Raw genomic sequence first — 25,600 nt, forward strand, 5'->3', positions numbered from 1 at the left:
ATGAGCTCGTGCCCAGCGAACCGCGACTCGTCCAGCTGGCGGTGTTCGAAGGCTTCCAGCTGCTCGACCTCGCCGGACCCGCCGATGTCTTCCACGCCGCCGCCCTGCTCGGCGGGGGCGAACCGCGGTATCGCATCGAGGTGGTGTCCGCCGAGCCCGGTCCGGTCCGCGCGTTCAACGGCATCGAGGTCCAGGCCGTCCGCGCGATCGGCGACAGCCCCGGCCCGGTGGACACCCTGCTGGTCGCGGGCGGCCTGACCTTCGGCGAAGCCGGCCGGAACCAGAGCCTGATCGAGGGCATCCGCCGCGCCGCGCCCCGCGCCCGCCGGGTCGGGGCCATCTGCACCGGCGCGTTCCTGCTAGCCGAAGCGGGCCTGCTGCGCGGGCGGACGGTGACCACGCACTGGTCGAGCAGTATCGGCCTGATCGAGCGCTATCCCGATATCCGGGTCGATCCGGACCGAATCTATGTGCGCGACGGCAAGATCTGGACCTCGGCCGGGGTGACCGCGGGCATCGATCTGGCCATCGCGCTGGTCGCCGAGGACCACGGCCCCGATCTCGCCCGCGAGGTCTCGCGCTGGCTGGTGGTCTATCTGCACCGCCCGGGTGGGCAGAGTCAGTTCAGCGCGCCGGTGGCCGCCGGACCGCCGCGCCTGCAACCGCTGCGCGCGCTGCAGGGCTGGATCGAGGAGAACCTGGCCGCGGATCTGTCCCTGGAAGCCCTTGCCCGCCAGGCCGATATGAGCACCCGCAACTTCTCCCGGGTCTTCGCCGCCGAGTTCGGCACCACACCCGCCCGCTACGTGGAGACGGCCCGGGTGACCGCGGCCCGGCGGCTGCTGGAAACCAGCGACCAGCCCCTCGATCGGGTCGCGCTCGCGGTCGGGCTGCGCCGGCCCGAGACCCTCTACCGCAGCTTCCAGCGCCTGCTCGGGGTGGCGCCCGGCGAGTACCGCGAACGCTTCGCCCGGCCGCGCCCGGCCGTTCTGCTCGACCCCGCTTGACCGCCCCTGGCGCACAGCCGATTTCGGGATTCCGCGAGGATCACCCCGCCGATTCCTGTCCGGTCCGGACAGGATCCACGCCCCGGACCGGTACCCGGATGACCGGACCGGACAACCGGTTACATCCGTTCTGAGCTGCGTTTTCACTTCTCCCCCAACGCTATCCGGCTCGTCCGGAGTACACCGGAATCCCTACGTTGTGTTCAGGACGAACGAGCCGCACGGAATCGCTTCCACGGCGGCCCGCAGTCCCGCACCGGGTCCGGTCCGAAGGGGGGTCCGGACCCGGTGCGCACCACCTCGCGACCGTCCTACCGACGGCGCGACAAGGTTCGGGGAGGAACCAGCACATGTTTTCCAAGACCGCTATCGTCGCCGCTTTCACCGCACTCGGCGCAGCCTTCGGAATGCCGGACTCGGCGCTGGCCTACGCCGGCCCGATGGCCCCGCACGAGAAGGTGCTCGAAGCCCCCGGGGGGATGATCACCACCGTCGGCTCGATGAACACCGCGTTCCGGCCGGTGGCGCCGATGAACGGGATGCCGACCGATCGGGAGGTGTACCTGGACAACACCGCCTACGGCCGAATCGACGGCGGCACCGGCAAACTCAGCACCGGCTTCTTCGTGGGCTGCGCGGTCGATCTCGACGTGACGTTCGACATCAACGGCAACGTCGGGATCAACGTCGGGGCCTCGGCGGGCGTCGACGTCGACCTGTTCGGCGTCACGCCCACTGCCGGGGTGACCATCACCCCGAGCATCGGGGCGGGCATCGGCTTCGATCTGGGCATCACCGCCGGCAAGATCCAGAAGATCGACACCGGGACCAAGGAGCTGTCCGGCCCGGACACCGGCTACATCGTCAACCGTGACTATCGGCTGGCGGTCACCGGGTGCGGCGGCCAGCTGACCATCAAACCGTTCGTCATCATCGAGGCCACCTCTACGGCTACCGATGCCGCCGACTGGGTCATCGGCGATCCGATCATTCTGTGAGACGGGTAAATTGGCGGGGTGCGTGGGGGAACGAATCGAACAGCGGATCGACAGTGGTGACGGGGGAATCGGTCACCGCGGAGCAGATTCGTTCCCCACGAGCGCTTTTCGCCCACCGCTTCACCGAACTGTATGAGGCCGCGGGCAATCCGACGCTGCGCCGGGTCGCCGCCACCGCGGAGACCCGGATGCGCGCCGCCGCGGGCGCCCGTCCCGGCGGCGCGTCCGCGCAGCGCATCAGCGACTGGAAGGCGGGCCGCAACGTCCCGGCGCGCTTCGAGTCCCTGCTCCCGGTCGTGCTCACCCTCGCCGACCTGGCCCGCAAAGCCGGCCACCCGCTCACCCGCGAACTCGCCGAACCCCGGGAATGGCAACGCCTCTGGCAGTCCGCGACCACCTGGAATCCCGAAGCCGACACCGAGGCGGCCTGCCCGTACCCGGGCCTGACCTCGTACCGCAGCGATGACAGCGCCCTGTTCTTCGGCCGCACCCGCGCCACCACCGAACTCACCGACCTGGTCCGCACGACCACCGGCATCATCGCCGTGATCGGGGCCTCGGGCGCGGGCAAGTCCTCACTGCTGGCGGCGGGCCTGATCCCGGCACTACCGGACTGGGAAACAACGACTTTCACCCCGGGCGCGGATCCGTCGGCGGCCCTGCTCGCGGCACTGGGCTCGGCCGGCGTCGCCGCGGCGCGGGCGGCGCTGACGCCGCGCGCGGACGGCGCCCGCCGGCTGCTCATCGTCGACCAGTTCGAGGAGCTGTTCACCACCTGCGCCGATGAGCATGCGCGCGAGGACTTCCTGACCGTGCTGCGCGACTGTGCCACCCGGGCGGACGATCCCGTCGCGGTCGTGGTGGCCCTGCGCGCCGACTTCTACGCCCACTGCCTCAACCACCTGATCCTGCAGGACGCGCTGGAACACCGGAGCTACCTGCTCGGCCCGATGCGCTTGGACGAACTGGCCCAGGCGATTTCGGGCCCCGCCCGCGCGGTCGGCCTGGAACTCGAACCCGGCCTCGAAGAGCTGGTGATCACCGAACTCTGCGGGGCGGGCGACCATCACGGCCGCCGCAGCTACGACCCGGGCGCCCTCCCACTGCTCTCGCACGTCATGGCCGCCACCTGGCAGCACCGCGAGGGCCGCCGCCTCACCGGCACCGGCTACCGCACCGCCGGCGGCGTGGTCGGCTCGGTCACCGAAACCGCCGAACAGGCCTGGAACGAGCTCTCGCCCGCCCAGCAGAACGCGGCCCGCGACATCCTGCTCGGCCTGGTCACCGTCGGCCAGGACGCCCGCGACACCCGCCGCCCCGCCGACCGCACCGACCTCCTGCGCCGCGTCACCGACACCGAAGCCGCCACCGCCGCACTGGAACTCCTGTCCCGCACCCGCCTGATCACCCTCGACGCCGAAGCGGTGACCCTCACCCACGAGATAGTCCTGACCGCCTGGCCCCGCCTCCGCGAATGGATCAACGAGGACCGCGTCGGCTACCTGGTCCGCCAGCGCCTGGAAACCGACGCCGCCGAATGGGCGGCCCAGGACAGGGATCCGTCGCTGCTGTACCGCGGCACGCGCCTCCAGAACGCGGCGGACAACGTAGACCCGCCCCCGGTAGGGCCCCTGGCCCGCGAGTTCCTCACCGCCGCAACGGCGTCCCGCGACCACACCCGCCGCCGCTCCACCCGTTCCAAGGCGATCCTCGCGATACTCGGGGTGGCCCTGCTGGTCCTGGGCTTCGCCGCCTACACCCAAACGCGCCTGGTCGATCAGCAACGTGCGGACAAGAACTTCGCCGACGTTCTGGCGGAGGCCGATCGCATTCGTGAGACGGATTCCTCGGTGGCCGCACAACTCGACCTCATCGCCTGGCGGATGCGCCCCGGCGATCAGCGGGTCCGCTCCCGGCTCCTGCAAACACAGAACACTCCGCTGGTGACCACCATCGCCGCACATGCCGAAGGCATCAGCCGGATGGTGCGGCGCTCGCGGGATGGGGTGCTGGCCACCCTCGGCTACGACGGCAGTCTCCGGCTGTGGGACACCACCGACGCGCAGCACCCACGCTCGCTCGGCGGCCAACTCGACGACATCGGCACCGTGGCATTCAGTCCGGACGGTAGAACCATGGCCACCACCGGCTGGAGCAGATCTCCGCAACTGGCAATCCTGTGGGATGTCACCGTCCCGTCGGCGCCGCAACGGATCGGCGTCCTTCCCGACATCAACGACGTCGGGTTCTCCCGCCTCGAATTCACGCCGGACAGCGGCACCCTGGTGACGATGAGCCGGAGCCACCTCATGCTGTGGGATGTCCGCAACCCGGCAGCACCGGTCGCGGGTCCCGCACGGCGACTCCGCGCGGACGACTCGAACGCGGGCATCGGGGAACTGCGCATCTCACCGAACGGGCAACTGCTGGCCTTGATTTCGATCGATGCGCTGCTGGAATCCCATACGGTGCAGCTGTGGGATCTCGGTGATCCCGCCGGCCCGGTACTGCGGAATTCGGCGCTCGGCGGCCCGATCGCCTCCGCCCGGGGCCTCGACTTCAGCCCCGACGGCACGATTCTCGCCTTCGGCAGCGGCGACGGCTCCATGCGAGAGGTCGGCAGCAATGACTCCGAAGTACATCTGTGGGACGTCAGCGACCCGTCGCGAGCACGCGAATTCAGCACCTTCGACGCCGGCTTCAGCGGCCTCGCCGCACTCGACTTCGCCCCCGAGGGCAGGGTGCTCGCGGTGGGCGGCATGCAGGGCGGCGGCCTGTGGAACCTGGCCGAGCCCGCCTATCCCATCCGGATGCTCGGCGGGCTGCCTGCGCTACCCTCCCTCTGCCGCTTCACCGCGCGATCCATGCCCTGCCCGGGCGGACCGAGCGCGCTCGTCTTCGCCGCCGATGGACGGACGCTGCTGGCGGGGAACAACTCCGGAGAACTACGCGTGTGGTCACTGCCCCCGGCGATCCTGACCGGACAGGCGGGCTGGGTCTCGACCCCGAAGTTCGACAGCACGGGCACCCGCATGGTCACCGCCTCGAGCGACGGCCGAATCGTGGTGTGGGACCTGCGAAATCCACAACTGCCCCGACGTATCGGCGAATACCGTGCCGAGCGGAGTTTTCTTTCCCCGACCATCTCGCCGGACGGCAGTACCCTGATCATCGGGGCGACCGGCCGTGACTACTCCCTGCTCGACATCAGCGACCCGGCGCACATCAAACCGCTGCCCGACTGGCGCACAGCCAATTTCTCGAATGCTTCCACGGTGCTCAGTCCGGACTGGTCGATGCTCGCCGCCATCGATGCCGACAACACCGTCCAGCTCTGGGATGTGTCGAATCGAGCCGCACCGACCCGGATCGGGCAAGGCTGGAAACTCTCCTCGAAGCATCCGAGCATGGGGTTCGGACCGGGCAATCGAACCATGATCGTGCGGGAGACGATCCGCGACGGCGCTCGGGAAGGCGACGTCATCACCCTGTGGGACATCAGCGTCCCCGCCGAGCCCCATCAGGCCGGCGAGCTACTGCGGCAGTTCGGGACCGGCACACCAATTTTCACGTTCACGGGCGACATGAGCACGCTGATCGTGGCCGACAACGAGTCCCTGCAGAGCTGGGACATCCGCGACCCCGCACGCCCGGCCCGACTGGGCGAACCCTTCGTCTCCCACGCTCTCGACCTGCGCTCGCTACTGCTGAGCCCCGACTCCCGCACCCTGATCACCAGCGACAACGATGGCACGGTGCAGATCTGGGACTACAGCGATCCCGCGCACCCCACCCGCTCGGTCACCCTCGCCGAGTCCGCCCACCAGTCCTGGCACATCGCCCTGCACCCCGATACGACGATGGTCGCCGCCGGTGGCGCCGACGGCGCAATCCGCCTGTGGGACTTGAACGAAGAGCACGCCATCGATCGCATCTGCGCGGTCACCGGCTCCATCTGGACCGAAGAGCTCTGGCAGCGGTACCTACCCGCCGATCAGCCCTACCACCCGCCCTGCGACTGACCGGCGGAGTCGCCGATCGCGCCCTGCCCAGCGGTAGAAACCGAGTCTTCGATCGCACCGCGACCTGCTCGACAGCCCGTACTGCGACTGACACGCCCGATCCCTCTTCGGCTCGAATCCGCTCATCCGACCGCTCCCACCCCCATTTCAGGTGCACTTTCAGGGTCATCCCCGATGCGCGCGAGACCCCGGCGCAACCACCATGGATCCCATGACGAGAACGAGCGACTGGTCCGAGCGCGCCGGGCGTACCGGCCTGGGGGACCAGCTTCATGACATGTGGCGGACCCGGCCGGTGCGGCTGCCGCAACAGGGGCACGTCGCGGGCGTCGCCGCCGGATTCGGGGTGCGATACAACATCGACCCGGTCGTGGTGCGGGTCGCGTTCGTGGTGTCGGCGCTGTTCGGCGGGGCCGGGATCGTGCTGTACCTGCTGGCGTGGCTGCTGCTGAGCCAGCAGGGTGACCAGACCTCGGCGGCCGAGTCGCTCTTCGGGAAGGGACAGAGCTCGCAGGGGTCGTCCAAGACCGTCGTGCTGCTGGTGGCGCTGGGCATCGCCGTCACCACCGTCGGACCGGTCGGGGTCGGACTCGGCGGATCGGGGGCGATCAGCTTCGCGCTCATGCTGGCCGGATGGTGGTTGCTGCATCAGCGGCAACCGCAACCGCCGGCCGCACAGTTCGAGTACCCGATGCCGGACGCACTCGGCGGATACCCGAACGCCAATTCCCCGTACTGGACGGGCTATCCGGGCACCAGCGGCCCGTTCGAAACCTACGGTCCGTACACCAAGCTGCCCGACAGCTACGAGCCCGACCCGAATCGCGAACAGTCCCGTGCGAATCCGGCCGCCGCGCAGCAATCAGGCGCGGGCGCGCACCCGGCCGCCGCCTCCTTCGCGCACGGCACCGGTTCGCCATCCGAGGCCGGGTCCGAGCTACCCACCGAAGTCCTGCGCAAGAGCGACACTTCCGCGACACCGGACACGACAACCGACCACGACACAGCCGTCCTCGCCGTGAACCCGGCTACCGCACAGGATCTTCCGGCGGCCGATGCCGATCCCGACATCACCGCCGAGACCGTGGTGCTACGCAAGCCCGGCACCGACGAGCCGAAACAGTCTGCGAAGCAGGCTGATTCACCGCACCGGGATCCGAGCGACGACCCGTCCGCCGGTGGCGACAGCGAGAACCCTTCCGGCGACGGAAGCGCGCCCGGCGCCGACGCACCGGCCGGCGACCGCACCGGCACGTCCGCCGACACCGGCGCCCCGCTCCCCGTCCTCCGCAAAACCCCGGCCCTGCATCCCATCCCGTCCGCGACCGAGCGTCCCTACGCCCCGGTCGGCCCGGCCCCCATCTCCCCCGACTTCGGCCCGACCCCGCCCGGCTGGGACCCCCTCGGCGTCGCCCCGCTGGCCTGGGACCTCCCCGAACCCGGCCCCGCACAGCGACATCCGGTCCAGGCCCCACCGCGCGCCCCGCGCTCCCGGCTCACCCCGGTGATCATCGGGCTCAGCCTGCTCGCCGCCGCCGCGGCGGGGTCGGCGGCCGCCGCGGGCGTGGACTGGATGACCCCGGGCCGCATCGGCGCCGCCGCGCTGGCGGTGCTGTCGCTCGGCCTGATCGTCGGCGCGTTCCTGCGCCGCGGCTTCGGCCTCATGGTGCTGCTCGCCCCGCTGGCCGGATTCGTCATCCTGGCCTCGCTCATCGGCCCGATCCAGTTCGATCAGGGCGCCATGGGCGACCGCAGCTGGGCCGCCACCGGCGCCGCCGATCTCCAGCCGGAGTATCACGTCTCCATGGGCTCGGCCACCCTCGACCTGACCAACCTGGCCCTGACCGAGGACCGCGCCACCACCGTCTCGGTGCGCATGGGCGACGCCCGCGTGCTGATCCCCGAGAACCTGCGTGTCCACACCACGTGCAACGTGCGCATGGGTGACACCGACGGCTGCGTGGGCGGCATCACCGGCCCGGCGACCGGACCGACATTGAACCTGACCATCGACGTACAGATGGGATCCGCGGAGGTGAAGCGTGGCTGAGAACAAGAACCGACGCCCATCGTTCTCACTGCTGGTGGCCGGAGTCCTCGGCCTGGCGGTCAGCATCTGGGCCTTCATCGGCCCGCACTCGTGGCCCATCTCGGGCGGGCTGTCCCTGGGCTGGATCGTGGTGATCGTCGCCATCGTGGTCGGCGTGGTCCTGGTGCTCTCGCCCAGAAAGCGCGACGACTCCCCCGCCCCGCCGAAGACCTAGCGAGCGACACGACCCGGGCGAGACAGCTTCTCCCCCACCGCGAAAGGGCCCGCGATCTTCGGATCGCGGGCCCTTTCGCACGTGTCAGGAAACCCCTGTCACTCCCATTCGATGGTGCCCGGCGGCTTGCTCGTCACGTCGAGCACCACCCGGTTCACGTCCGGCACCTCGTTGGTGATGCGGGTCGAGATGCGCTCGAGCGCCTCGTACGGCAGGCGGGTCCAGTCCGCGGTCATGGCGTCCTCGGACGACACCGGGCGCAGCACGATCGGGTGACCGTAGGTCCGCCCGTCGCCCTGCACGCCGACGCTGCGCACGTCGGCCAGCAGCACCACCGGGCACTGCCAGATCTGCTTGTCCAGACCGGCCGCGGTGAGCTCCTCGCGCGCGATGGCGTCGGCCTGGCGCAGCAGCTCCAGGCGCTCGAAGGTCACCTCGCCGATGATGCGAATCGCCAGACCCGGACCCGGGAAGGGCTGGCGGGCAACGATTTCCTCGGGCAGGCCCAGCTCGCGGCCGACCGCGCGCACCTCGTCCTTGAACAGCAGGCGCAGCGGCTCGACGAGCGAGAACTCCAGATCGTCCGGCAGCCCGCCGACGTTGTGATGGCTCTTGATGTTCGCGGTGCCGGTGCCGCCGCCGGACTCGACCACGTCCGGGTACAGAGTGCCCTGCACCAGGTACTCGACCTTGGTCTCGCCCTGCTCGCCGACGACCTCGCCGACCGCGTCCTCGAACGACCGGATGAACTCCCGGCCGATGATCTTGCGCTTCTCCTCGGGGTCGGTGACACCCTTCAGTTCGCTCTGGAACTTCTCCACCGCGTCCACGGTCACCAGGCGGGCGCCGGTCGCGGCGACGAAGTCGCGCTGCACCTGCTCCCGCTCACCCGCGCGCAGCAGACCGTGATCGACGAACACGCAGGTCAGCCGATCACCGATCGCGCGCTGCACCAGCGCGGCCGCCACCGCGGAATCCACGCCGCCGGACAGCCCGCAGATGGCATGCCCGTCGCCGACCTGCTCGCGCACCTGCTCGATCAGCGCCTCGGCGATATTGGACGCCGTCCACGCCGCCGGAATCCCCGCGATCTCGTGCAGGAAGCGGCTCAGCACCTGCTGCCCGTGCGGCGAGTGCAGCACCTCGGGGTGGTACTGCACACCCGCGAGCCTGCGCTCCAGATTCTCGAACGCCGCGACCGGCGCGCCCGCGGAGGTACCGGTGACCTCGAACCCGGCCGGGGCGTCGGTGACCGCGTCACCGTGGCTCATCCACACCGGCTGCCGCGCGGGCAGACCGCCGTGCAGCACACCGCCGTCGATGCTCAGCTCGGTGCGGCCGTATTCGCGAGTGCCGGTGTGCGCCACGGTTCCGCCCAGCGCCTGCGCCATGGCCTGGAAGCCGTAGCAGATGCCGAACACCGGAACATCGAGGTCGAACAGCCGCGCGTCGAGCTGCGGGGCGCCCTCGGCGTACACGCTCGACGGGCCGCCGGACAGAATCACCGCCAGCGGATTGCGCTCCGCGATCTCCTCGACGGTGGCCGTATGCGGTACCACCTCGGAGTAGACGCTGGCCTCGCGCACCCGGCGCGCGATCAGTTGCGCGTACTGCGCGCCGAAGTCGACAACAAGGACTGGTCGCTGCGTTTCTGCCACCTGGGCAGTCTACGGAGCGACATACGCCACTCCCCCGCCACCCCGAATACTCAGCGCCCGGCCGAGAGCCGTCAACAGTCGCGCACGCGTGGTGCGGTCGTGCGCGAACACAATTCTGGGGGTACCCGGGGAGTTACCCCGATCCTCGCGAAATCAGTTGTCGCGTTCCGTTTGATTCGCCGCCGCTTCCGTACGCGATCTGTGTCACTGTCGAGCGACGGAACCCGATGTCGCGTTCGCGTCAATCGTCTGTGTCCTACGTGGCACACCCGATTTGGCGGATGCTGCCGTGCGAGAAAGCATCGCCACTTGTCGGCGGTGCTGGCTATCCTCTACCTCGTGCCATTCGCCCGTGCGATCGATGCCGAGATCCACTACGAGGACAGCGGGGGCGGGGGTCCGGTACTGCTGCTGGGGCACGAATTCCTCATGGACCGAACGATGTTCGCGTCGCAGATCGCGGCGCTGACACCGGAATTCCGGCTCGTGTCCTGGGATGCCCGCGGGCACGGCCGAACTCGGGACGAGGGCCTGCCCTTCACCTACTGGACCTGCGCCCGCGACGCGCTCACCGTACTGGATCACCTCGGCGTGGAAAGAGCCGTGGTGGGCGGCATTTCCCAGGGCGGCATCATCGCGCTGCGCACCGCGCTGCTGGCCCCCGAACGCGTGACGGCCCTGGTGCTGCTGACCACCGAGGCGCACGAACCGCTGCCCGCCGAACTCTCGAATGCCCGTAGGTTCCTGGACAAATGGTACGAGGACGGTCCGCGCCCGGCCCTGGCCGAACACCTCGCCCGCTGGCTGATCGGCGACGACGACTGGTACCGCGCCGTCTGGGTGAAACGCTGGCTCACCCGCGACCCCAATGCCACCGAGGTCGCCGCCGGCGCGATGCTCGGCCGCGACGCCGTCCTGGACCGACTAGCCGAGATCGCCTGTCCCACACTGATCGTGCATCCGACACACAGCGGCGTCCCGCTCGCGCACGCCCGCGAACTCGCCGCTCGGCTGCCCGACGCGCGCTACCTCGAAATCGAGGGCGCGCGCCAGACCGTCAACATGACCCACCCGGTCGCGGTCAACAACGCCATCCGCCAATTCCTGCGCGAGCCAGCGGTTTCCCGCGTCACCAGCCGCCCCAGAACGGGCGAGATTCCCCTGCGCCGCGAACCCTGAACGATGTCCCGGGCTTCCGCGCGCGGTCCCGGGCACCGTAAACCGCCGGGCACGCTCGGGTGCCCCGGCAAGTCAGGGCGTGCTACCCGAAGGTTGCCGCCCCACGAAATCCGTTGTCGTCATTGACGACAACGCCCCCGCTCCGCGGATCCGGAACGGGGGCGATGCGAGCGCGAGAACCTACGCGCGGATGTTCAGGCCGACCTTCTGGAATTCCTTGAGATCGCTGTACCCGGTCTTGGCCATCGCACGGCGCAGGCCGCCAACGAGATTCAGCGAACCGTACGGATCGTTGGAGGGCCCGTTGAGCACCTGCTCCAGCGGCACCTGCTCCTCGTCGATGGCATACGGCAGCACCGCACCGCGCGGCACCGACGGATGCGCGGCCGCCGACGGCCAGTACAGGCCCCTGCCCGGGGTCTCCTTCGCGACCGACAGCGGCATGCCCAGCATGACCGCGTCCGCGCCGCACGCGATGGCCTTGGCGATATGCCCGGAGGTCAGCGTCTCGCCGTCGGCGATCACGTGCACGTACCGGCCACCGGTCTCGTCCAGGTAATCCCGGCGCGCGGCGGCGGCGTCGGCGATGGCGGTCGCCATCGGAACCCGAATGCCCAGCACCTCGTTGGTCGTCGTCGCGCCCTGCTGCGAGCCGTAGCCCACGATGACGCCGGCCGCGCCGGTGCGCATCAGGTGCAGCGCGGTGCGGTGATCGCTCACGCCGCCCGCCACCACCGGCACGTCCAGTTCGGAGATGAAGGTCTTGAGGTTCAGCGGCTCGCCGTCACCGACGTGCTCGGCCGAGATGATGGTGCCGTGCACGACCAGCAGGTCGAGCCCGGCCTTCACCAGACCCGGGGTCAGCGCCCGCGCGTTCTGCGGGCTGACCCGCACCGCGACCGTGACACCGGCCGCGCGCACCTCGGCCACCGCGGTGGCGAGCAGCTCGGGCTGCATCGGCGCGGCGTGCAGCTCCTGCAGCAGCGCGATGGCGGCCTCGACGCCCTCCTTCTCCGCGACGTCGGACAGCTGCTGGATCTTCGCCTCGACATCGGAGTGGCGCGCCCACAGGCCCTCGCCGTTGATGACGCCCAGCCCGCCGGCCTTACCCAGCTCGATCGCGAACTTCGGCGACACCAGCGCATCGGTGGGATGTGCCAGGAACGGGATCTCGAAGCGATAGGCATCGAGCTGCCACGCCACCGAGACCTGCTTGGACGAGCGGGTCCGGCGCGAGGGCACGATATCCACATCATCCAGCTCGTAAGTGCGACGGGCAGTTCGCCCCATGCCGATCTCAACGAGGTCGCGCACGCCTGTATGTCCTTTCTGTGGTGATTGCCTGCGCCGAAGGGCGGTGCTCGCGACTCGATGGTCGCGACGTACCCGCCCTCGGCTCGATCACTTCACGGTCCAGAACAAAGACGGGCGGACCTTCGAGGTGGGGCAATCGGTTTCGGGTTGTGAAGTTGTCCGGTGACCGGCGCCCGCAGCGCGCGGCCCGCCCGGTCCGGAGACCGAACGGGCCGCGCGACAACGGATGCGCCGTATCTCAGCCGCGAGTGGTGTAGTTCGGGGCCTCGACGGTCATCGTGATGTCGTGCGGGTGCGACTCCTTCAGACCCGCCGCCGTGATCTGCACGAACTGCGCGGACTGCAGACCCTCGATATTCTGCGCGCCGGTGTAGCCCATGGCAGCGCGCACGCCGCCGACCAGCTGATGGATCACCTGATCCAGCGGACCGCGGAACGGCACCCGGCCCTCGATGCCCTCGGGCACCAGCTTCTTCTCCGAGAGCACGTCGTCCTGGAAGTAGCGGTCCTTGGAGTAGGACTTGGCCTCGCCGCGCGACTGCATCGCGCCCAGCGAACCCATGCCGCGGTAGCTCTTGAACTGCTTGCCGCCCACCAGGATCAGCTCACCCGGCGATTCGGCGGTGCCCGCGAGCAGCGAGCCCAGCATCACGGTCGACGCGCCCGCGGCGATCGCCTTGGCGATGTCGCCGGAGTACTGCACGCCGCCGTCGGCGATGACCGGAACGCCCAGCGGCGCGCACGCCGCGTTGGCCTCGAGAATCGCGGTGATCTGCGGCGCGCCGACACCGGCGACCACGCGGGTGGTGCAGATGGAGCCGGGACCGACGCCCACCTTCACCGCGTCCACGCCCGCCTCGACCAGCGCCAGGGCGCCCGCGCGGGTGGCGACGTTGCCGCCGATGATCTGCACGCGATCGCCGACCTCGGCCTTGACCTTGGAGACCATCTGCAGCACGCCGGCCTGGTGACCGTGCGCGGTGTCCACCACGAGCACGTCGACGCCGACGTCGGCCAGGGTCATGGCACGCGACCAGGCGTCCTCGCCGACACCGACCGCCGCGCCGACCAGCAGGCGGCCGTCGCGGTCCTTGGTGGCGTTCGGGTACTGCTCGGTCTTGACGAAGTCCTTGACCGTGATCAGACCGCGCAGCTTGCCGTTGCCGTCGACGATCGGCAGCTTCTCGATCTTGTGCCGGCGCAGCAGCCCCAGCGCGGCCGGCGCGGTGACGCCCTCCTGCGCGGTGATGAGCGGCGCCTTGGTCATGATGTCGGCGACCCGGCTGTTCTGATCGACCTCGAAACGCATATCGCGATTGGTGATAATGCCCACCAATTGACCCGCGTCGTCCACCACCGGCAAACCCGAGATGCGGTAGCGCGCGCACATGGCGTCGACCTCGGCGAGGGTGTCGGTCGGGCGACAGGTCACCGGATCGGTCACCATGCCCGCCTCGGACCGCTTCACCGTCTCGGCCTGCGCCGCCTGATCGGCCACCGACAGATTGCGGTGCAACACGCCCATACCGCCGGCACGCGCCATGGCGATGGCCATGCGCGCCTCGGTGACGGTGTCCATGGCCGAACTCACCAGCGGCGTGCGCAGTGTGATCTCACGCGTCAGACGGCTCGAGGTGTCGACCGAGCTGGGAATCAGGTCCGAAGCGGCGGGCAACAGCAATACGTCGTCGAAGGTGAGGCCGAGCATGGCGATCTTGTTCGGATCGTCTCCACCCGTATGGGGGCGGCCGGCGTTTCGTTCGCCCGTTACGGGACTGCTCATCGGATCGACCCCTCCTGGAGCTCGGCACAGTCCCCCTGACCGGTACCGGCGGGCGACTGGATGAATGACAAAGCCGGCGTTTGCTACCCGGCCTTTGGTCAACCATGGTATCCGCCCGCCGATTCCCTCCGGCAGCCACGCCCGGCCACTGCGAAGTCCGCGAATGCGACACAATGGCGAATGCGGCGTGCGGGTGTGCGTTGTACCACCCGCAAAGTGAGGGCAAATACTCAACAGCGCTGGCGCAGACCCCCTCTTTCTGCGTACCGTGGGACTGTGCGTGACCATCTACCACCTGGCTTGCCGCCGGATCCATTCGCCGGAGACCCCTCCGACCCGTCGGCCGCGCTCGATGCCATCGAGCCGGGGGAACCGCTGGATCCTCACGAGCGCCTAGCGGTCGAAGAGGACCTCGCCGACCTCGCGGTATATGAGGCACTACTGGCCCACCGCGGCATCCGCGGTTTGGTTGTCAGTTGCGAGGACTGCCGACAGGACCACTACCACGACTGGGACATGTTGCGCGCCAACCTCCTCCAGCTATTGGTGGACGGCACGGTGCGCCCGCACGAACCCGCCTACGATCCCACTCCCGAGGCGTACGTCACCTGGGACTACTGCCGCGGCTATGCCGATGCCTCGATGAACGAGGCACTGCACGGCGACGGCTTCGACGGGTTCGACGTCTAGAACACCGAAGCGGGCCCGCGATCATCGATCGCGGGCCCGCTTCGCTGTGCCCGCTCTCACCGCGGGCCGGAAAAGGACATGAAAAAAGCCGACCGTAGGCCGGCTCTCTCATGATCTCGTCACACGTTGCGGCCGATCATGTCACCGCGCACCCGCACCCGGCACCGACGGCACATTCGGCAGGCCACCACCGGCACTCGGCAGCGTGTTCTGCGGCGGCACCACCGGCGCCGGCGCGGGCTGCTCGACCGAGGGCGCCGTCACCGGCCCGCCGGGCGGCACGGTGCCGCCCGGTTCGGGCAGCGACGCCGGAGCTGTGGTCCCGCCGGTGCCCGGAACCGTGGACGGCGGAGGCGAATCCACCGACGGCTGCGTGGGCACCGTGCTCGGACCGGGGGTCTCGGGCAACGGGGTGACCGGGCCACCCGTGGGCGGCACGGTACCCGGCAAGGTATCGATGCCGCGCGGGTCGACCGTCGTGGGATCCTCGCCACCACCGGAGGTGTTCGGCGCGGTGGTGCCGAGCACCGAGGCGTCCGGGGTCGTGCTGATCGCCGGATTACCGGTCGGCTTGACCGCGGAGGTGGTCGGCACCGGCACGAGGGAGCTGGCGATCGTCGGCGCGATATCGTGCAGCTGGGTGTACAGCTGCTGCCAGCGATCGAGCAGATCGTCCTTCTTACCGGAGTCGTTGACCTGACCCGCGTTCGCCGACGCCCGCTCCATGACGGCCTTGGCTTCCTCGGGGCGATTCTGGCTGATGAGCAACTGCGCCTCGGCCAGATCACTGTCCGCACGAGCCACCACGGTGGTCTGGGCCTGCTCGCTGAACACGACCTCCTTGACCCGCCACAGCGGATCACCGGGTTCGGCACTGTACGAGAAGGCGGTCAGACCGCCGAACACCAGCGCCAGCGCGGCCGCGGCGCCGAACAGGGGGCGCACGAGCCGTAGTCGGCCGCGTCCCGCCTGAGCGCCGATCCGCGCGTCTCGCGCACCGATCTCCTGATTAACCGCCGCGACAATGGTGTCGAGATCCGGACCGGCCGGCATCGGCTCCTCGAGGATCTCGGCGCGCCAGTTCGCGAGCAACGCCGCGAGCTGGTACTCGTCCGAGGTCCCCGTTTGCACGGGACCGTCGCCGGAGATGGCATCGATCAGCGCATCATCGCGGCGAACCGCCGCGATATCCACCGGACCGGAATCACCGGACGCCTCGGCGTAGGGACCGCTGTTCTGCGATCCAAGCCGCTTGCCGTCGCCCCGACCGCGCTCGCCATCCCTAGCCATACATTTCACCTGCCCTCGCCACTTGAGTCTTGAGTTTCGCGAGTGCCCTGTGCTGGGCGACTCGTATAGCACCCGCCGTACTGCCCACGGCGACTGCTGTTTCTTCGGCTGACAAACCCATAACCAGGCGGAGGATCAGGATTTCTCGATGTTTCTCCGGAAGCGTTGCGAGCAGACTGTTCATCTGCCTGCTTGTTTCGGATTCGAGAGCTCGCTGCTCCGGCCCCTGGTCGGTGGATATGACATCCGGTACTTCGGCCATGGCGTCCGCCTTGTTACGGGCGGCGTTGCGATGAGCGTCAGCGACTTTGTGGGAAGCGATGCCATAGACGAAAGCCATGAACGGTCTGCCCTGATCCTGATAACGCGGCAGGGCTGTCATGACGGCCAGACAAACCTCCTGCGCGACGTCGTCCGCGGAGAGTTGACCTCGTTCGGCCGACCCGATGCGCGCACGGCAATACCGCACCACGAGGGGGCGGATGCTCTCCAGTACCTGGGCTAGAGCGGACCGGTCGCCCTGCGCTGCGGCAGCGACGACTGCTGGGTCCAACTCCTCACCCGCGTTGTTCATCGTCAGAGCTGTTCCTGGCGTTACGAGTGGCACCGTGGATGGCGCAGCGGTGCTTCCGCGGAGGGGCGGAACGGTCCAACAATAGCGGCTACCGCATCCGCACCAGCTGTTACGGGGTCAGTCTCCGGGGCTTCTCAGGGTGGTCCCGGAGCAAGTTCAGGGGCGATCGAGAAGGTCGGCGGCCGAACGCAATCGCCCTCCGCGAGCAGCCAGCAAACGCGCGCACTCGTCGGCCTCGGCGGCCGCGCCCGCGGCCGGGTCCACCCCCGAGCGCAACATGGCGCAGGCCCACCGCAGCGGCAGCAGCTCGAATTCGCGCGCCGCCGTGGACACTTCGGCCGCCAGCAGCCGGGACCGCTCGAGGTCGCCGGCCGCGGCCGAGGCGGCGGCCACCAGTAGCCGGGATTTGACTCGATGCCGCACCGACGGCGAGTTCACGGCCAGTGCCAGAGCCACTTCGGCATGCGCGCGGGCCGGTTCGCCGGACCGGTCCGCGGGACCGGCCGGGCCCGGAACGAAACCGCTCGGTCCGGGCGTGGCGATCAATCCGGAGCCGGGGGCGCACAGCGCCGTCTCGGCAGCCACCCAGTGCAGCCGGATGCGCTGCCGCCACAGCGGATCGGGATCCGCGGGCGCGGCGCCGAGGTAGTGATGGCAACGGTTCAGCAGCCGGGCCGCGAGCCCGGGCCGTGCGGTGCCGAGCGCATCGGCGGCCAAACCCGTCAACGCGTCGCAAACCGCTTGCGCGCGGGCCGGATCCGACTCCGCAGCTATCGCGACACTCCCGGCAAAGGGGGCGGACGGCAGCACGAGGGCCGCGGCCCGGCCGTCCGCGACGGCGGCGCGGGCATGCCAGCCGAGCTGGCGCAGCAGGGAGCCCCGGGTGCTGTGCACGAGTGAGAGCAACACCGGATCGACGGTGCCGAGCGCGGCGCGCCGCAGCTCGGTCCGGGCCGCGGCGTAATGCCCGACCCCGCCGAGTGCGACCGCGCGCAGCCAACTTTCGGTGGCGTCGCCCGGAGACGGCAATCCGGCAGCAGCGCGACCGGGATCGGCGCCGAACGCGACGGCGGCCGGGAGCGAGTTCATTTCGAGCACAGGCACCGCCGCACTGTAACCAGTGCTATCGGCCGAGCATGCCCCGACATAGCACAGAACCTCAGCTACCTCGCAGCATTCGAAAGCGGCATTGTGTTTCCACTCCGTAAAACTGCGCTCGCTATCGCCTAGCACGCGCACAAGAAATTCGTGCGCCGTTTCGCGCTATTAACCTGACGGCCTCGAGGTGGCCATCTCTACCGCACTCACGGCCGGCGGGGCAATGGCTGAGATCACGGTGATCGCCACTCACGCATAGCCGACATTGATCCCATTCGAGCGCGAAAACCAGTCTCCACCAGCAGTTTCAACAAGTCGGATGGGCTATCAGAGAGCCAGCACCCTCCTGGCCAACCGATCAGTATCACCACAGTCGGCCCTACTTGTAAATAGCAATGGTGTTAATTCTCTAATGCGCAGGTATTTGGATCAGCGTGGAACTGTCTATTGACTGGAATTCATTGTCCGACCTAACGTACGACATCGCCGCCGTCGGCGCCGTGTGAAATTGCGGCACCGGCGGAGCGTGATCGCCGGGACCCGGCGATGCGGCTCACCGTTTGCCACCAGCACTGCTCGACAATGCCGACGAGCTCGCACCAAGAGGAGTTCACCATGCCGATGCCGACCCACCTCCCTGGTCCGAACGCCGATGTCTGGGATTGGCAGATGCGCGGGTCCTGCCGCGGACAGGACTCTTCGGTGTTCTTCCACCCGGATGGCGAACGCGGCCGAGCCCGGGCTCAGCGCGAGATGCGCGCCAAGGAAGTCTGCCGCGCCTGCCCCGTCCTGCTGCAGTGCCGTTCGCACGCCCTGAAGGTCAGCGAGCCCTATGGAATCTGGGGCGGGATGTCCGAAACCGAGCGCGAGATGCACGCGCGCCGCAACCGCCGCCGGGCGGTCGCCTGACACTCCGGGAGAATCGCCCGGGAGCACGCGTGTGACTCCTGAGCATCAGCGATACGAGCGGGGCGAGTGGCCACGTTGCCGCTGACCACAGCAGGTGTGAGTTCAGAAACCTTCCCATCCGCGCGGCACGGCGCGCCGAATGTCTAGCAAACAACCGGCCACTGCGGAGCGCAAAACCGGTTGCAGACGGCAGAGCCCCGGCGATTCGCCGGAGCTCCGGCGTGTCACGGCGTGTCTTCATTTCACACCGGTTTGGACAAGTCGGTACAAAACGGAAAACCGCTGTACGACAATCGTTTTGCCGATACCCCCACGCGGAAGGAGGTCATAGCGGCACGCTACCCTCGTGGCCGATGACACAGAACGGAGCGTTGTGACAGCGCGGCCGCCGGCCGCAGAGGGCGACTCGTTCCAGAGTTCGGGGAACGAGAAGGTGGAGACACCGACGGACTCTGCGATGACGGCGCGCGCAGCCGAAAGCCTCGAACTAGCCGCGCTTCTCCAGCGCTGTGGGCAGTCCGACGAGCCGGCATTCGCCGAGCTCTACGACCGCACCAGCGCGCGAGTCTTCGGGCTGGTTCTCCGGGTGCTACACGATCCGGGCTATGCGGAGGAGACCACCCAGGAGGTCTACCTCCAGATATGGCGCACCGCAGCCAATTTCGATCCGGCCAAGGGGTCCGCTGTCACCTGGCTCATGACCCTCGCCCACCGGCGCGCGGTCGATCGGGTACGTGCCGAACAAGCCCACGCGTTGCGCGAAGTCGCCTATGGCACCAGCACTCTCGGGCACGAATTCGATGAAGTGACCGAAGAGGTCGGCCGGCGGCTCGAACAGCAGGCGGTGCTGCAGGGTCTGGCGACCCTGACCGAGACGCAGCGCGAGGCCATCTCGCTCGCCTACTTCGGCGGGCGCACATATGCGGAGGTAGCGGCGTACCTCGGCGTAGGGTTACCTACCGTTAAGTCCCGTATACGGGACGGACTGACACGACTCAAGAAAAGTTTGGGAGTGACGTGAGATGAACGAAAGCCAGATCGATCTCGCGCACACTGTCGCGCTGGGATCGATCGGCGACGAAGATCAGCGCGCGGTGCGGGAACTATTGGATACCGACGATCCGGTACTGCGCGCGAGCTTCACCCAGGAAGTGCAGCACACCCGAGACGCCCTCGCCGCATACGCGAGCGCGGTGGCCACACCACCGCCGCCCGCCCTGCGCGATCGCGTGCTCGCCGCAGTAGCAGCAGACCAGGCGCCGGCGACAGAGTTCCACCACGACCGCTCCACGCTCCATTCCGGAAACGGGCGCAGCCCAGCCGTTCACGACTGAGCCGCTTTCGCGTATCCGCCGTTCAGGGCATCCGCCCAGTCCCTTCTGTGCGATCGGGCTCCGGCCCCGCGGGAATCCCGTTCGCGGGACGCGGGGTGCCGCTCCACACACGGGGATCGCTCGCGCGCACAACGGTTTCCGGGCACCGACGCTCCCCCTCGGCGTCAAGTGGCCCTGACCGAAATCCGCGACGGCCCGAACCCCGGGCCGGGTACGGCTGAGACACAACCACTCCGGCGGCAGGCCGTACCGCGGCCCAGCGGAGCCGGACGCGCCGCATTCCGGACAGCTCGACCGTGAACCCCGCCCGGCAACTCCCGAACACGACGAAGCCCCCGGACAGATCTCCTGTCCGGGGGCTTCGACGTTCAGCGACTCACGAGCGCCGAGCGGTCCTCACACTCAGTGCGAGTGGCCGTGGTGCGCGTCGGCCGGCTCCTCGGCCGGCTTCTCCACGATGGCGCTCTCGGTGGTGAGCACCATGCGCGCCACCGAGATGGCGTTCTCGACCGCGGAACGGGTCACCTTGACCGGGTCGATGACGCCGTCGGCGACCAGGTCGCCGTAGGCCAGGGTGGCGGCGTTGAAGCCGTCCTTGCCCTCGGTGACCTTGGCGACCACGACCGCGCCGTCCACGCCCGCGTTGGTGGCGATCCAGTACAGCGGGGCCAGCAGCGCCTGCCGCACGACCTCGACGCCGACCGCCTCGTCGCCCGAGAGCGAATCCTTCAGCGCGCCCAGGGTCGCGGCGGCCTGCACCAGGGCGGTGCCGCCGCCGGGGACGATGCCCTCGGCGACCGCGGCCTTGGCCGAGGCGACCGCGTCCTCGACGCGGTACTTGCGCTCCTTGAGCTCGGTCTCGGTGGCCGCGCCGACCTTGATGACCGCGACGCCGCCGGCCAGCTTGGCGAGGCGCTCTTCCAGCTTCTCGCGGTCCCAGTCGGAGTCGGTGTTCTCGATCTCCTTGCGCAGCTGGGAAACCCGCGCGTTGATCTCGTCCTGGGTGCCGGCGCCCTCGACGATGGTGGTCTCGTCCTTGGTGACCACCACGCGACGGGCCTTGCCCAGCACGTCCAGGCCGGCCTCGCGCAGCGTGATGCCCAGGTCCGGGTTGATCACGGTGCCGCCGGTGACGATGGCCAGGTCGTCCAGGAACGCCTTGCGGCGGTCGCCGAAGAACGGGGCCTTGACGGCAACGGCCTTGAGGGTCTTGCGGATCGCGTTGACCACCAGGGTGGACAGCGCCTCGCCCTCGATGTCCTCGGCGATGATGACGACCGGCTTGCCGGACTCCGCGATCTTCTCCAGCAGCGGGAGCAGATCGGGCAGCGAGCTGATCTTCTCGCGGTTCAGCAGGATCCAGGCGTCCTCGAGAACGGCCTGCTGCGTCTCCGGATCGGTGACGAAGTACGGGGACTGGTAGCCCTTGTCGAACTGCACGCCCTCGGTGATGGCCAGCTCGGTCTGGGTCGAGGAGGACTCCTCGATGGTGACCACGCCGTCCTTGCCGACGGTGGTGAGCGCCTTGCCGACCAGCTCGCCGATTTCCTCGTCGCGCGAGGACACGGTGGCGACCTGGGCGATGGCCTTCTCGCCGTCGACCGGGGTCGCGGCGGCCTGCAGGGCGGCGGTGATCGCGTCGGCGGCCTTGTTCATGCCCTTGCCCAGGGTCATGGGGTTGGCGCCCGCGGCGATGTTCTTCAGGCCGCCCTTGATGAGGGCCTGGGCCAGCACGGTGGCGGTGGTGGTGCCGTCGCCGGCGACGTCGTTGGTCTTGGTGGCGACGCTCTTGACCAGCTGCGCGCCCAGGTTCTCGAACGGATCCTCGAGATCGATGTCGCGGGCGATGGTCACGCCGTCATTGGTGACGGTCGGGCCGCCGAAAGCCTTGGCCAGCACCACGTGCCGGCCACGCGGGCCCAGGGTGACCTTCACGGCGTCGGCGAGCTTGTCGACGCCGCGCTCCATCGCGCGACGAGCCTTCTCGTCGAATTCGATCTGCTTTGGCATGTGTACCTGCTCCTGAAAATGAGTTGGGGGGCAAACGCGAACCGCCCCGGGGCCGGAGCTGTTGACAGCGACGACACCGGGGCGGAAACCTCGGGAACCCGCGGGGCGGTGGTGCCCCGTTCACCCGTTGCGGGCGTTTCGAGACGGCGCACCCACCCACCCAATTTGGGGGGACAGGGCCGGCTCTCGGGTCCGGGAGTTCGGTCGTTCCTACTTGGTGACGACGGCCAGCAGGTCGCGCGCCGACAGGATCAGGTACTCGCCGCCGCCGTACTTGATCTCGGTGCCGCCGTACTTGCTGTAGATGACGACGTCGCCTTCCTTGACGTCCAGCGGAATCCGCTTCTCGCCCTCATCGTCCCAGCGGCCGGGACCCACGGCGATGACGGTGCCCTCCTGGGGCTTCTCCTTCGCCGTGTCGGGGATGACCAGGCCGGAGGCGGTCGTCGTCTCGGCCTCGTTGGCCTGGACGAGGATCTTGTCCTCGAGCGGCTTGATGTTCACGCTCGCCACGTTGAGCCCTCCACTTTTCAGGGGTCTTCGCGCCCGGGGCGGTTCCCCGGACTCACGGTTTCGGTCTTAGGTTCCGACCTGCTGCGCACAAGCCCCGTCGTCGCGGGAGCCGGGACCACTGCCCAGTAGTCGGAAACTGGCGTCCGGGAGCACTGACCGGGAGCCAACTAGCACTCTATACACGTGAGTGCCAGCGCTCAAGGCAGGGTTATCCGCAGCTGAGACGGATAACCCCGACTCGCCGGAGCGAACGGCCGGAAAATCTGAGGGCTTCCAAAGAAAAACGAAAATCTGTAACGTTCGGATAACGGATTGTGACACCATTGACGACGGCCGCGTGACAAGGCTGCCGACCCCCGTCCATCTCCGTCACGCCGTCGCCGAACAGTTACACAGTTGCTTCATCCCACAGTTGCTGAACCCCACTGCGCGGGAGTTTCCGCACAGCGCTGAGACGAGAGCCTTACCGCAAGTGATCGCTGGCTGGTCCCGACGCCCCATCGGACAGGGGCCCGGCCGGATCCGTAGCTCGGGATCACCCGCCATCCGCGGGGCGGTTCCAGAGTCCGTTCGAGATGGTCGTCTACACCCGGACCATCCGCTCGAAGGGAGGTGAACATGCGAACATCCCTCGGCATCTCCGCCGGGAGCGAAGTGGTGTGCTCGGCCACGGTCACCACCGCACCCAACGGCGCCCAGAACTTCGACTACCGGGTCGTCACCGCCGATACGGCGCATTCGGACCTCGGCGATCTGGTGGCCTCGTCCATCGAGCTGATGACCACCCAGATCCCGCGCGAGACAGTGCATCCGGTCGGCGCGCACCCCGGTCAGGTCGCGGCACAGCAGGATTCGGAGGCGGGCCCGCCCGGCGACATCGCCGTGGCGTACCGGGACCGGGAACAGGCCCAGATCATCCGCTCAGCTATCGGCCGGCAACGTCGCGAGGTGCGACTGATTCCGGAAAGCACAGCGGCCCTGGCCTTCCTGCGGCACACCGGTTTGCTGGACAGATACGAGACCGTGGCGTTGCTCGACATGGGCGCCTCCGGATCCACGGTCACCGTCGCCGATCACGCCGACGACACCGTGCTGCGCTCCGAGCGCACCGCGACCGTCAGCGGCAACGCGGTCGACGAATTGATCCTGCAGCACCTCATGGATTGCCACCTGGCGCGCCGGGGCACCCGCCCCAATCGCGGCATGCTGCTCAACCGCAGCCGCGCGGCCAAGGAACACCTGTCCATCGCGCCCGCGGTCACCATCGACCACGTGGCCGGGCAGCCGCTCAAGCTCACCCGGGTGGATTTCGACGAGTTGGTCGCCGACCTGCTACGCGAGCTCTCGTCCTTCGCCCGCGGGGTCTTCGCCCGCGCGCCGAAGTTTCCGGAGGCGGTCGCGGTCATCGGCGGCGGGGCGAACACCCCCGCGGTGGTGGCCAATCTCGAACGCCGGCTCGATGTTCCGGTATTCACCGTGCCCGAACCGGAATCGGTCATCGCCAAAGGCGCCGCCCTCACCGCCGATTCGGCCACGCCCACCGCGTTCCCGGTCATCAGCCGCGGCGCCGACGCCCCGATCGGCACCTTCACCAAACTCGCGGGCACGCTGGCCGGCGCCATCGTGGTGGTCGGGCTGATCATCGGCTACGGCGTGAAGGAACTGGTGCCCGAGCCGCAGGGCACGAACTACTCGCCCACCACCACCGGTGTGCAGCAGCCGGTCTCGTCGACCGTGCCCAGCACCGGCGCGGGCGTCGGCCCCGCCATCAGCACCACCACGGGCCAGAGTCGCGAGACCGCCCGCCGCACCACCACGCCGCCGATCACCACCACCGGTCCGGCCGGCACCAGCGGCCCCGGCACCACCGTGACCACGATTCAGCAGCCGCCCCTGCGCCCGGATCCCGGTCTGCCCCAGATCCCGTTCCCCGCCGACCTACCGCGCATCCTCGGCCCCCTGCTGGGCACCACCACGCCCGGCACGACCCCCGACCCGAGCGCCCCCGCCACCACCACCCCGCGCCGCGATTCCGGTTCCGGCGCAGGCGCAAGCACCACCTCGGCCCGTCCGACCGACTGACCGACCCACCCGCGACCCACCCGCAGTCGCCCCCCGGCTTCCGGCCGCGCTCCCGAGCCACCCCTCGAACGCCGCCGACCTCCCCGAACCTCCCGGCGCCCACCGGCCCCGGTCGCAGGCTCGATCCCCCGCCCCGCAAGTTCCCGTTCGGCCGCGCCGTCCCGAGAGCCGCACGAAACCTCTTGCAGCACATCCACTCTGCCGCACCCTGCCTGGCCGCGCCCGCGCTACCGTGACCGCTGGCCACTCGATCCCCTTCACCCCGCACGGCTGCACCCGCCCCCGGCCCCAGCCCGGCTCCCGTCCCCCACACGGTGTTCATATCCAGGCAATACGCCGCCACTCCCCGCCCGTTACCCCACACGCCGCACCCTCGGCGCGCCAAACCATGACTCGCCGACCACAAGTCGCGCTCGAAGACCGCCCGGCGTCGCACCGCACCCCGGCCCGCCGCTACGGGATGACCGTTGATCAGATAACCGGGGCGCCATCACGGGGTCGCTGGGCGGGACAGACCCGGACAAGATGCCGCGCGCGGTGCATCGCAACCTCGACGCGGCGTCCACGCACCGGCCGTCGGCGGCCCACGGTTTCCGGGGCGGGGGAAGTTCCGGCTACGGGGGCGGGGCGGGGATGGCTAGCGTCACCGGCGGGAACGGTCCCGAGGAGTGAGGTGGCGTGATGCGGATCAGGGACGTGGCGGCGGGGGCCGTCGCGGCGGTCGGGTTGGCGCTGTCGGTGTTGTCGACCGCCCCGCCGGTGGAGCCGGCCGGTTCACACGACCACGGGATCGTCTGCGCGGTGCTGTCCGTCGCGCACATCGCCCCGGCCTCCTGCGCGGATCGGGGATGAACGCGCGAAAGGACCTGCGCCGG

Annotated in this window: 20 protein-coding genes; 12 read left to right on the top strand and 8 right to left on the bottom strand. The window is 69.2% G+C overall.

Features of this window, described 5'->3' with window-relative positions; all coding sequences use genetic code 11:
• Nucleotides 1–8: 8 nt before the first annotated feature.
• The 5 genes from ACFVBH_RS28630 to ACFVBH_RS28650 all read left to right on the top strand — a co-directional run bounded on the left by ACFVBH_RS28630 (nucleotide 9) and on the right by ACFVBH_RS28650 (nucleotide 8,291).
• The gene (locus ACFVBH_RS28630) at nucleotides 9–1,007 is read left to right on the top strand and encodes a GlxA family transcriptional regulator (protein ID WP_379006228.1); all 999 of its coding nucleotides are present in this window, start codon (nucleotides 9–11) and stop codon (nucleotides 1,005–1,007) included.
• Nucleotides 1,008–1,357: 350 nt separating this feature from the next.
• Entirely contained in the window at nucleotides 1,358–2,005 is a 648-nt protein-coding gene (locus ACFVBH_RS28635) for an MspA family porin (protein ID WP_379006231.1), read from the top strand.
• A gap of 56 nt (nucleotides 2,006–2,061) precedes the next feature.
• Nucleotides 2,062–6,027 (top strand): WD40 repeat domain-containing protein, encoded by a 3,966-nt coding sequence (locus ACFVBH_RS28640; RefSeq protein WP_379006234.1) that lies wholly within the window; start codon nucleotides 2,062–2,064, stop codon nucleotides 6,025–6,027.
• Nucleotides 6,028–6,238: 211 nt separating this feature from the next.
• Nucleotides 6,239–8,077, top strand: coding sequence for a PspC domain-containing protein (locus tag ACFVBH_RS28645; protein ID WP_379006238.1), 1,839 nt, complete (start codon nucleotides 6,239–6,241; stop codon nucleotides 8,075–8,077).
• Complete coding sequence (locus ACFVBH_RS28650; RefSeq protein ID WP_379006240.1) at nucleotides 8,070–8,291, top strand: hypothetical protein; 222 nt, start codon at nucleotides 8,070–8,072, stop codon at nucleotides 8,289–8,291. Before ACFVBH_RS28645 ends, ACFVBH_RS28650 begins: the two co-directional genes overlap by 8 nt.
• A gap of 98 nt (nucleotides 8,292–8,389) precedes the next feature.
• Here ACFVBH_RS28650 and guaA read toward each other — a convergent pair whose 3' ends face one another.
• Nucleotides 8,390–9,949 carry a glutamine-hydrolyzing GMP synthase gene (gene guaA, locus ACFVBH_RS28655; RefSeq protein WP_354988771.1) on the bottom strand — a complete coding sequence of 520 codons (1,560 nt, stop codon included), beginning with the start codon at nucleotides 9,947–9,949 and terminating at the stop codon, nucleotides 8,390–8,392.
• Nucleotides 9,950–10,288: 339 nt separating this feature from the next.
• Between guaA and ACFVBH_RS28660 the strand changes: the two genes are divergently transcribed.
• Nucleotides 10,289–11,128 carry an alpha/beta fold hydrolase gene (locus ACFVBH_RS28660; RefSeq protein WP_379006243.1) on the top strand — a complete coding sequence of 280 codons (840 nt, stop codon included), beginning with the start codon at nucleotides 10,289–10,291 and terminating at the stop codon, nucleotides 11,126–11,128.
• 180 nt (nucleotides 11,129–11,308) lie between these two features.
• Here ACFVBH_RS28660 and ACFVBH_RS28665 read toward each other — a convergent pair whose 3' ends face one another.
• Together ACFVBH_RS28665 and guaB are read right to left on the bottom strand one after the other, a co-directional pair.
• Nucleotides 11,309–12,442 (bottom strand): GuaB3 family IMP dehydrogenase-related protein, encoded by a 1,134-nt coding sequence (locus ACFVBH_RS28665; RefSeq protein ID WP_379006247.1) that lies wholly within the window; start codon nucleotides 12,440–12,442, stop codon nucleotides 11,309–11,311.
• 238 nt (nucleotides 12,443–12,680) lie between these two features.
• Complete coding sequence (gene guaB, locus ACFVBH_RS28670; protein ID WP_354988768.1) at nucleotides 12,681–14,225, bottom strand: IMP dehydrogenase; 1,545 nt, start codon at nucleotides 14,223–14,225, stop codon at nucleotides 12,681–12,683.
• A gap of 276 nt (nucleotides 14,226–14,501) precedes the next feature.
• Here guaB and ACFVBH_RS28675 point away from each other — a divergent pair, with 276 nt between their 5' ends.
• Nucleotides 14,502–14,915, top strand: a complete 414-nt coding sequence (locus ACFVBH_RS28675) for a DUF5319 domain-containing protein (RefSeq protein ID WP_029923780.1) — start codon at nucleotides 14,502–14,504, stop codon at nucleotides 14,913–14,915.
• Between the two features lie 141 nt (nucleotides 14,916–15,056).
• On the opposite strand, the gene ACFVBH_RS28680 is transcribed toward ACFVBH_RS28675, so the two are convergent.
• From ACFVBH_RS28680 to ACFVBH_RS28690, 3 genes are all read right to left on the bottom strand, one after another.
• The gene (locus ACFVBH_RS28680; protein ID WP_354990161.1) at nucleotides 15,057–16,205 is read right to left on the bottom strand and encodes an anti-sigma-D factor RsdA; all 1,149 of its coding nucleotides are present in this window, start codon (nucleotides 16,203–16,205) and stop codon (nucleotides 15,057–15,059) included.
• Entirely contained in the window at nucleotides 16,198–16,779 is a 582-nt protein-coding gene (locus ACFVBH_RS28685; RefSeq protein WP_354990162.1) for a sigma-70 family RNA polymerase sigma factor, read from the bottom strand. The genes ACFVBH_RS28680 and ACFVBH_RS28685 overlap by 8 nt, the downstream gene beginning before the upstream one ends.
• A gap of 156 nt (nucleotides 16,780–16,935) precedes the next feature.
• The gene (locus tag ACFVBH_RS28690; RefSeq protein WP_379006253.1) at nucleotides 16,936–17,883 is read right to left on the bottom strand and encodes a hypothetical protein; all 948 of its coding nucleotides are present in this window, start codon (nucleotides 17,881–17,883) and stop codon (nucleotides 16,936–16,938) included.
• A 609-nt stretch (nucleotides 17,884–18,492) separates the two neighbouring features.
• On the opposite strand from ACFVBH_RS28690, the gene ACFVBH_RS28695 reads away from it, so the two are divergent.
• The 3 genes from ACFVBH_RS28695 (at nucleotide 18,493) to ACFVBH_RS28705 (ending at nucleotide 20,120) form a co-directional block, all read left to right on the top strand.
• On the top strand, nucleotides 18,493–18,786 hold the full coding sequence (locus ACFVBH_RS28695; protein ID WP_153805677.1) for a WhiB family transcriptional regulator: 294 nt from the start codon (nucleotides 18,493–18,495) through the stop codon (nucleotides 18,784–18,786).
• A gap of 457 nt (nucleotides 18,787–19,243) precedes the next feature.
• Nucleotides 19,244–19,807, top strand: a complete 564-nt coding sequence (locus ACFVBH_RS28700; RefSeq protein WP_354990187.1) for a sigma-70 family RNA polymerase sigma factor — start codon at nucleotides 19,244–19,246, stop codon at nucleotides 19,805–19,807.
• A gap of 1 nt (nucleotide 19,808) precedes the next feature.
• Complete coding sequence (locus tag ACFVBH_RS28705; RefSeq protein WP_354990164.1) at nucleotides 19,809–20,120, top strand: hypothetical protein; 312 nt, start codon at nucleotides 19,809–19,811, stop codon at nucleotides 20,118–20,120.
• Nucleotides 20,121–20,522: 402 nt separating this feature from the next.
• Here ACFVBH_RS28705 and groL read toward each other — a convergent pair whose 3' ends face one another.
• Both groL and groES read right to left on the bottom strand, forming a co-directional pair.
• The gene (gene groL, locus ACFVBH_RS28710; RefSeq protein ID WP_354990165.1) at nucleotides 20,523–22,130 is read right to left on the bottom strand and encodes a chaperonin GroEL; all 1,608 of its coding nucleotides are present in this window, start codon (nucleotides 22,128–22,130) and stop codon (nucleotides 20,523–20,525) included.
• A gap of 210 nt (nucleotides 22,131–22,340) precedes the next feature.
• The gene (gene groES / locus ACFVBH_RS28715) at nucleotides 22,341–22,643 is read right to left on the bottom strand and encodes a co-chaperone GroES (RefSeq protein WP_354990166.1); all 303 of its coding nucleotides are present in this window, start codon (nucleotides 22,641–22,643) and stop codon (nucleotides 22,341–22,343) included.
• 618 nt (nucleotides 22,644–23,261) lie between these two features.
• Between groES and ACFVBH_RS28720 the strand changes: the two genes are divergently transcribed.
• Together ACFVBH_RS28720 and ACFVBH_RS28725 are read left to right on the top strand one after the other, a co-directional pair.
• Nucleotides 23,262–24,725, top strand: a complete 1,464-nt coding sequence (locus ACFVBH_RS28720; protein ID WP_379006257.1) for an Hsp70 family protein — start codon at nucleotides 23,262–23,264, stop codon at nucleotides 24,723–24,725.
• A gap of 681 nt (nucleotides 24,726–25,406) precedes the next feature.
• Entirely contained in the window at nucleotides 25,407–25,577 is a 171-nt protein-coding gene (locus ACFVBH_RS28725) for a hypothetical protein (RefSeq protein WP_379006260.1), read from the top strand.
• Nucleotides 25,578–25,600 lie beyond the last annotated feature (23 nt).

The organism is Nocardia sp. NPDC057668 (genome assembly GCF_042799795.1).
Classification (GTDB): Bacteria; Actinomycetota; Actinomycetes; order Mycobacteriales; family Mycobacteriaceae; genus Nocardia.

Excerpts from the sequence above, each read along its gene's own strand:
- ACFVBH_RS28635 (WP_379006231.1), top strand. The coding sequence starts at position 1,358 with ATGTTTTCCAAGACCGCTATCGTCGCCGCTTTCACCGCACTCGGCGCA.
- ACFVBH_RS28645 (WP_379006238.1), top strand. The coding sequence starts at position 6,239 with ATGACGAGAACGAGCGACTGGTCCGAGCGCGCCGGGCGTACCGGCCTG.
- guaB (WP_354988768.1), bottom strand. The coding sequence starts at position 14,225 with ATGAGCAGTCCCGTAACGGGCGAACGAAACGCCGGCCGCCCCCATACG.
- ACFVBH_RS28680 (WP_354990161.1), bottom strand. The coding sequence starts at position 16,205 with ATGGCTAGGGATGGCGAGCGCGGTCGGGGCGACGGCAAGCGGCTTGGA.
- ACFVBH_RS28685 (WP_354990162.1), bottom strand. The coding sequence starts at position 16,779 with ATGAACAACGCGGGTGAGGAGTTGGACCCAGCAGTCGTCGCTGCCGCA.
- ACFVBH_RS28695 (WP_153805677.1), top strand. The coding sequence starts at position 18,493 with ATGCCGATGCCGACCCACCTCCCTGGTCCGAACGCCGATGTCTGGGAT.
- ACFVBH_RS28700 (WP_354990187.1), top strand. The coding sequence starts at position 19,244 with ATGACGGCGCGCGCAGCCGAAAGCCTCGAACTAGCCGCGCTTCTCCAG.
- ACFVBH_RS28705 (WP_354990164.1), top strand. The coding sequence starts at position 19,809 with ATGAACGAAAGCCAGATCGATCTCGCGCACACTGTCGCGCTGGGATCG.
- groL (WP_354990165.1), bottom strand. The coding sequence starts at position 22,130 with ATGCCAAAGCAGATCGAATTCGACGAGAAGGCTCGTCGCGCGATGGAG.
- ACFVBH_RS28720 (WP_379006257.1), top strand. The coding sequence starts at position 23,262 with ATGCGAACATCCCTCGGCATCTCCGCCGGGAGCGAAGTGGTGTGCTCG.
- ACFVBH_RS28725 (WP_379006260.1), top strand. The coding sequence starts at position 25,407 with ATGCGGATCAGGGACGTGGCGGCGGGGGCCGTCGCGGCGGTCGGGTTG.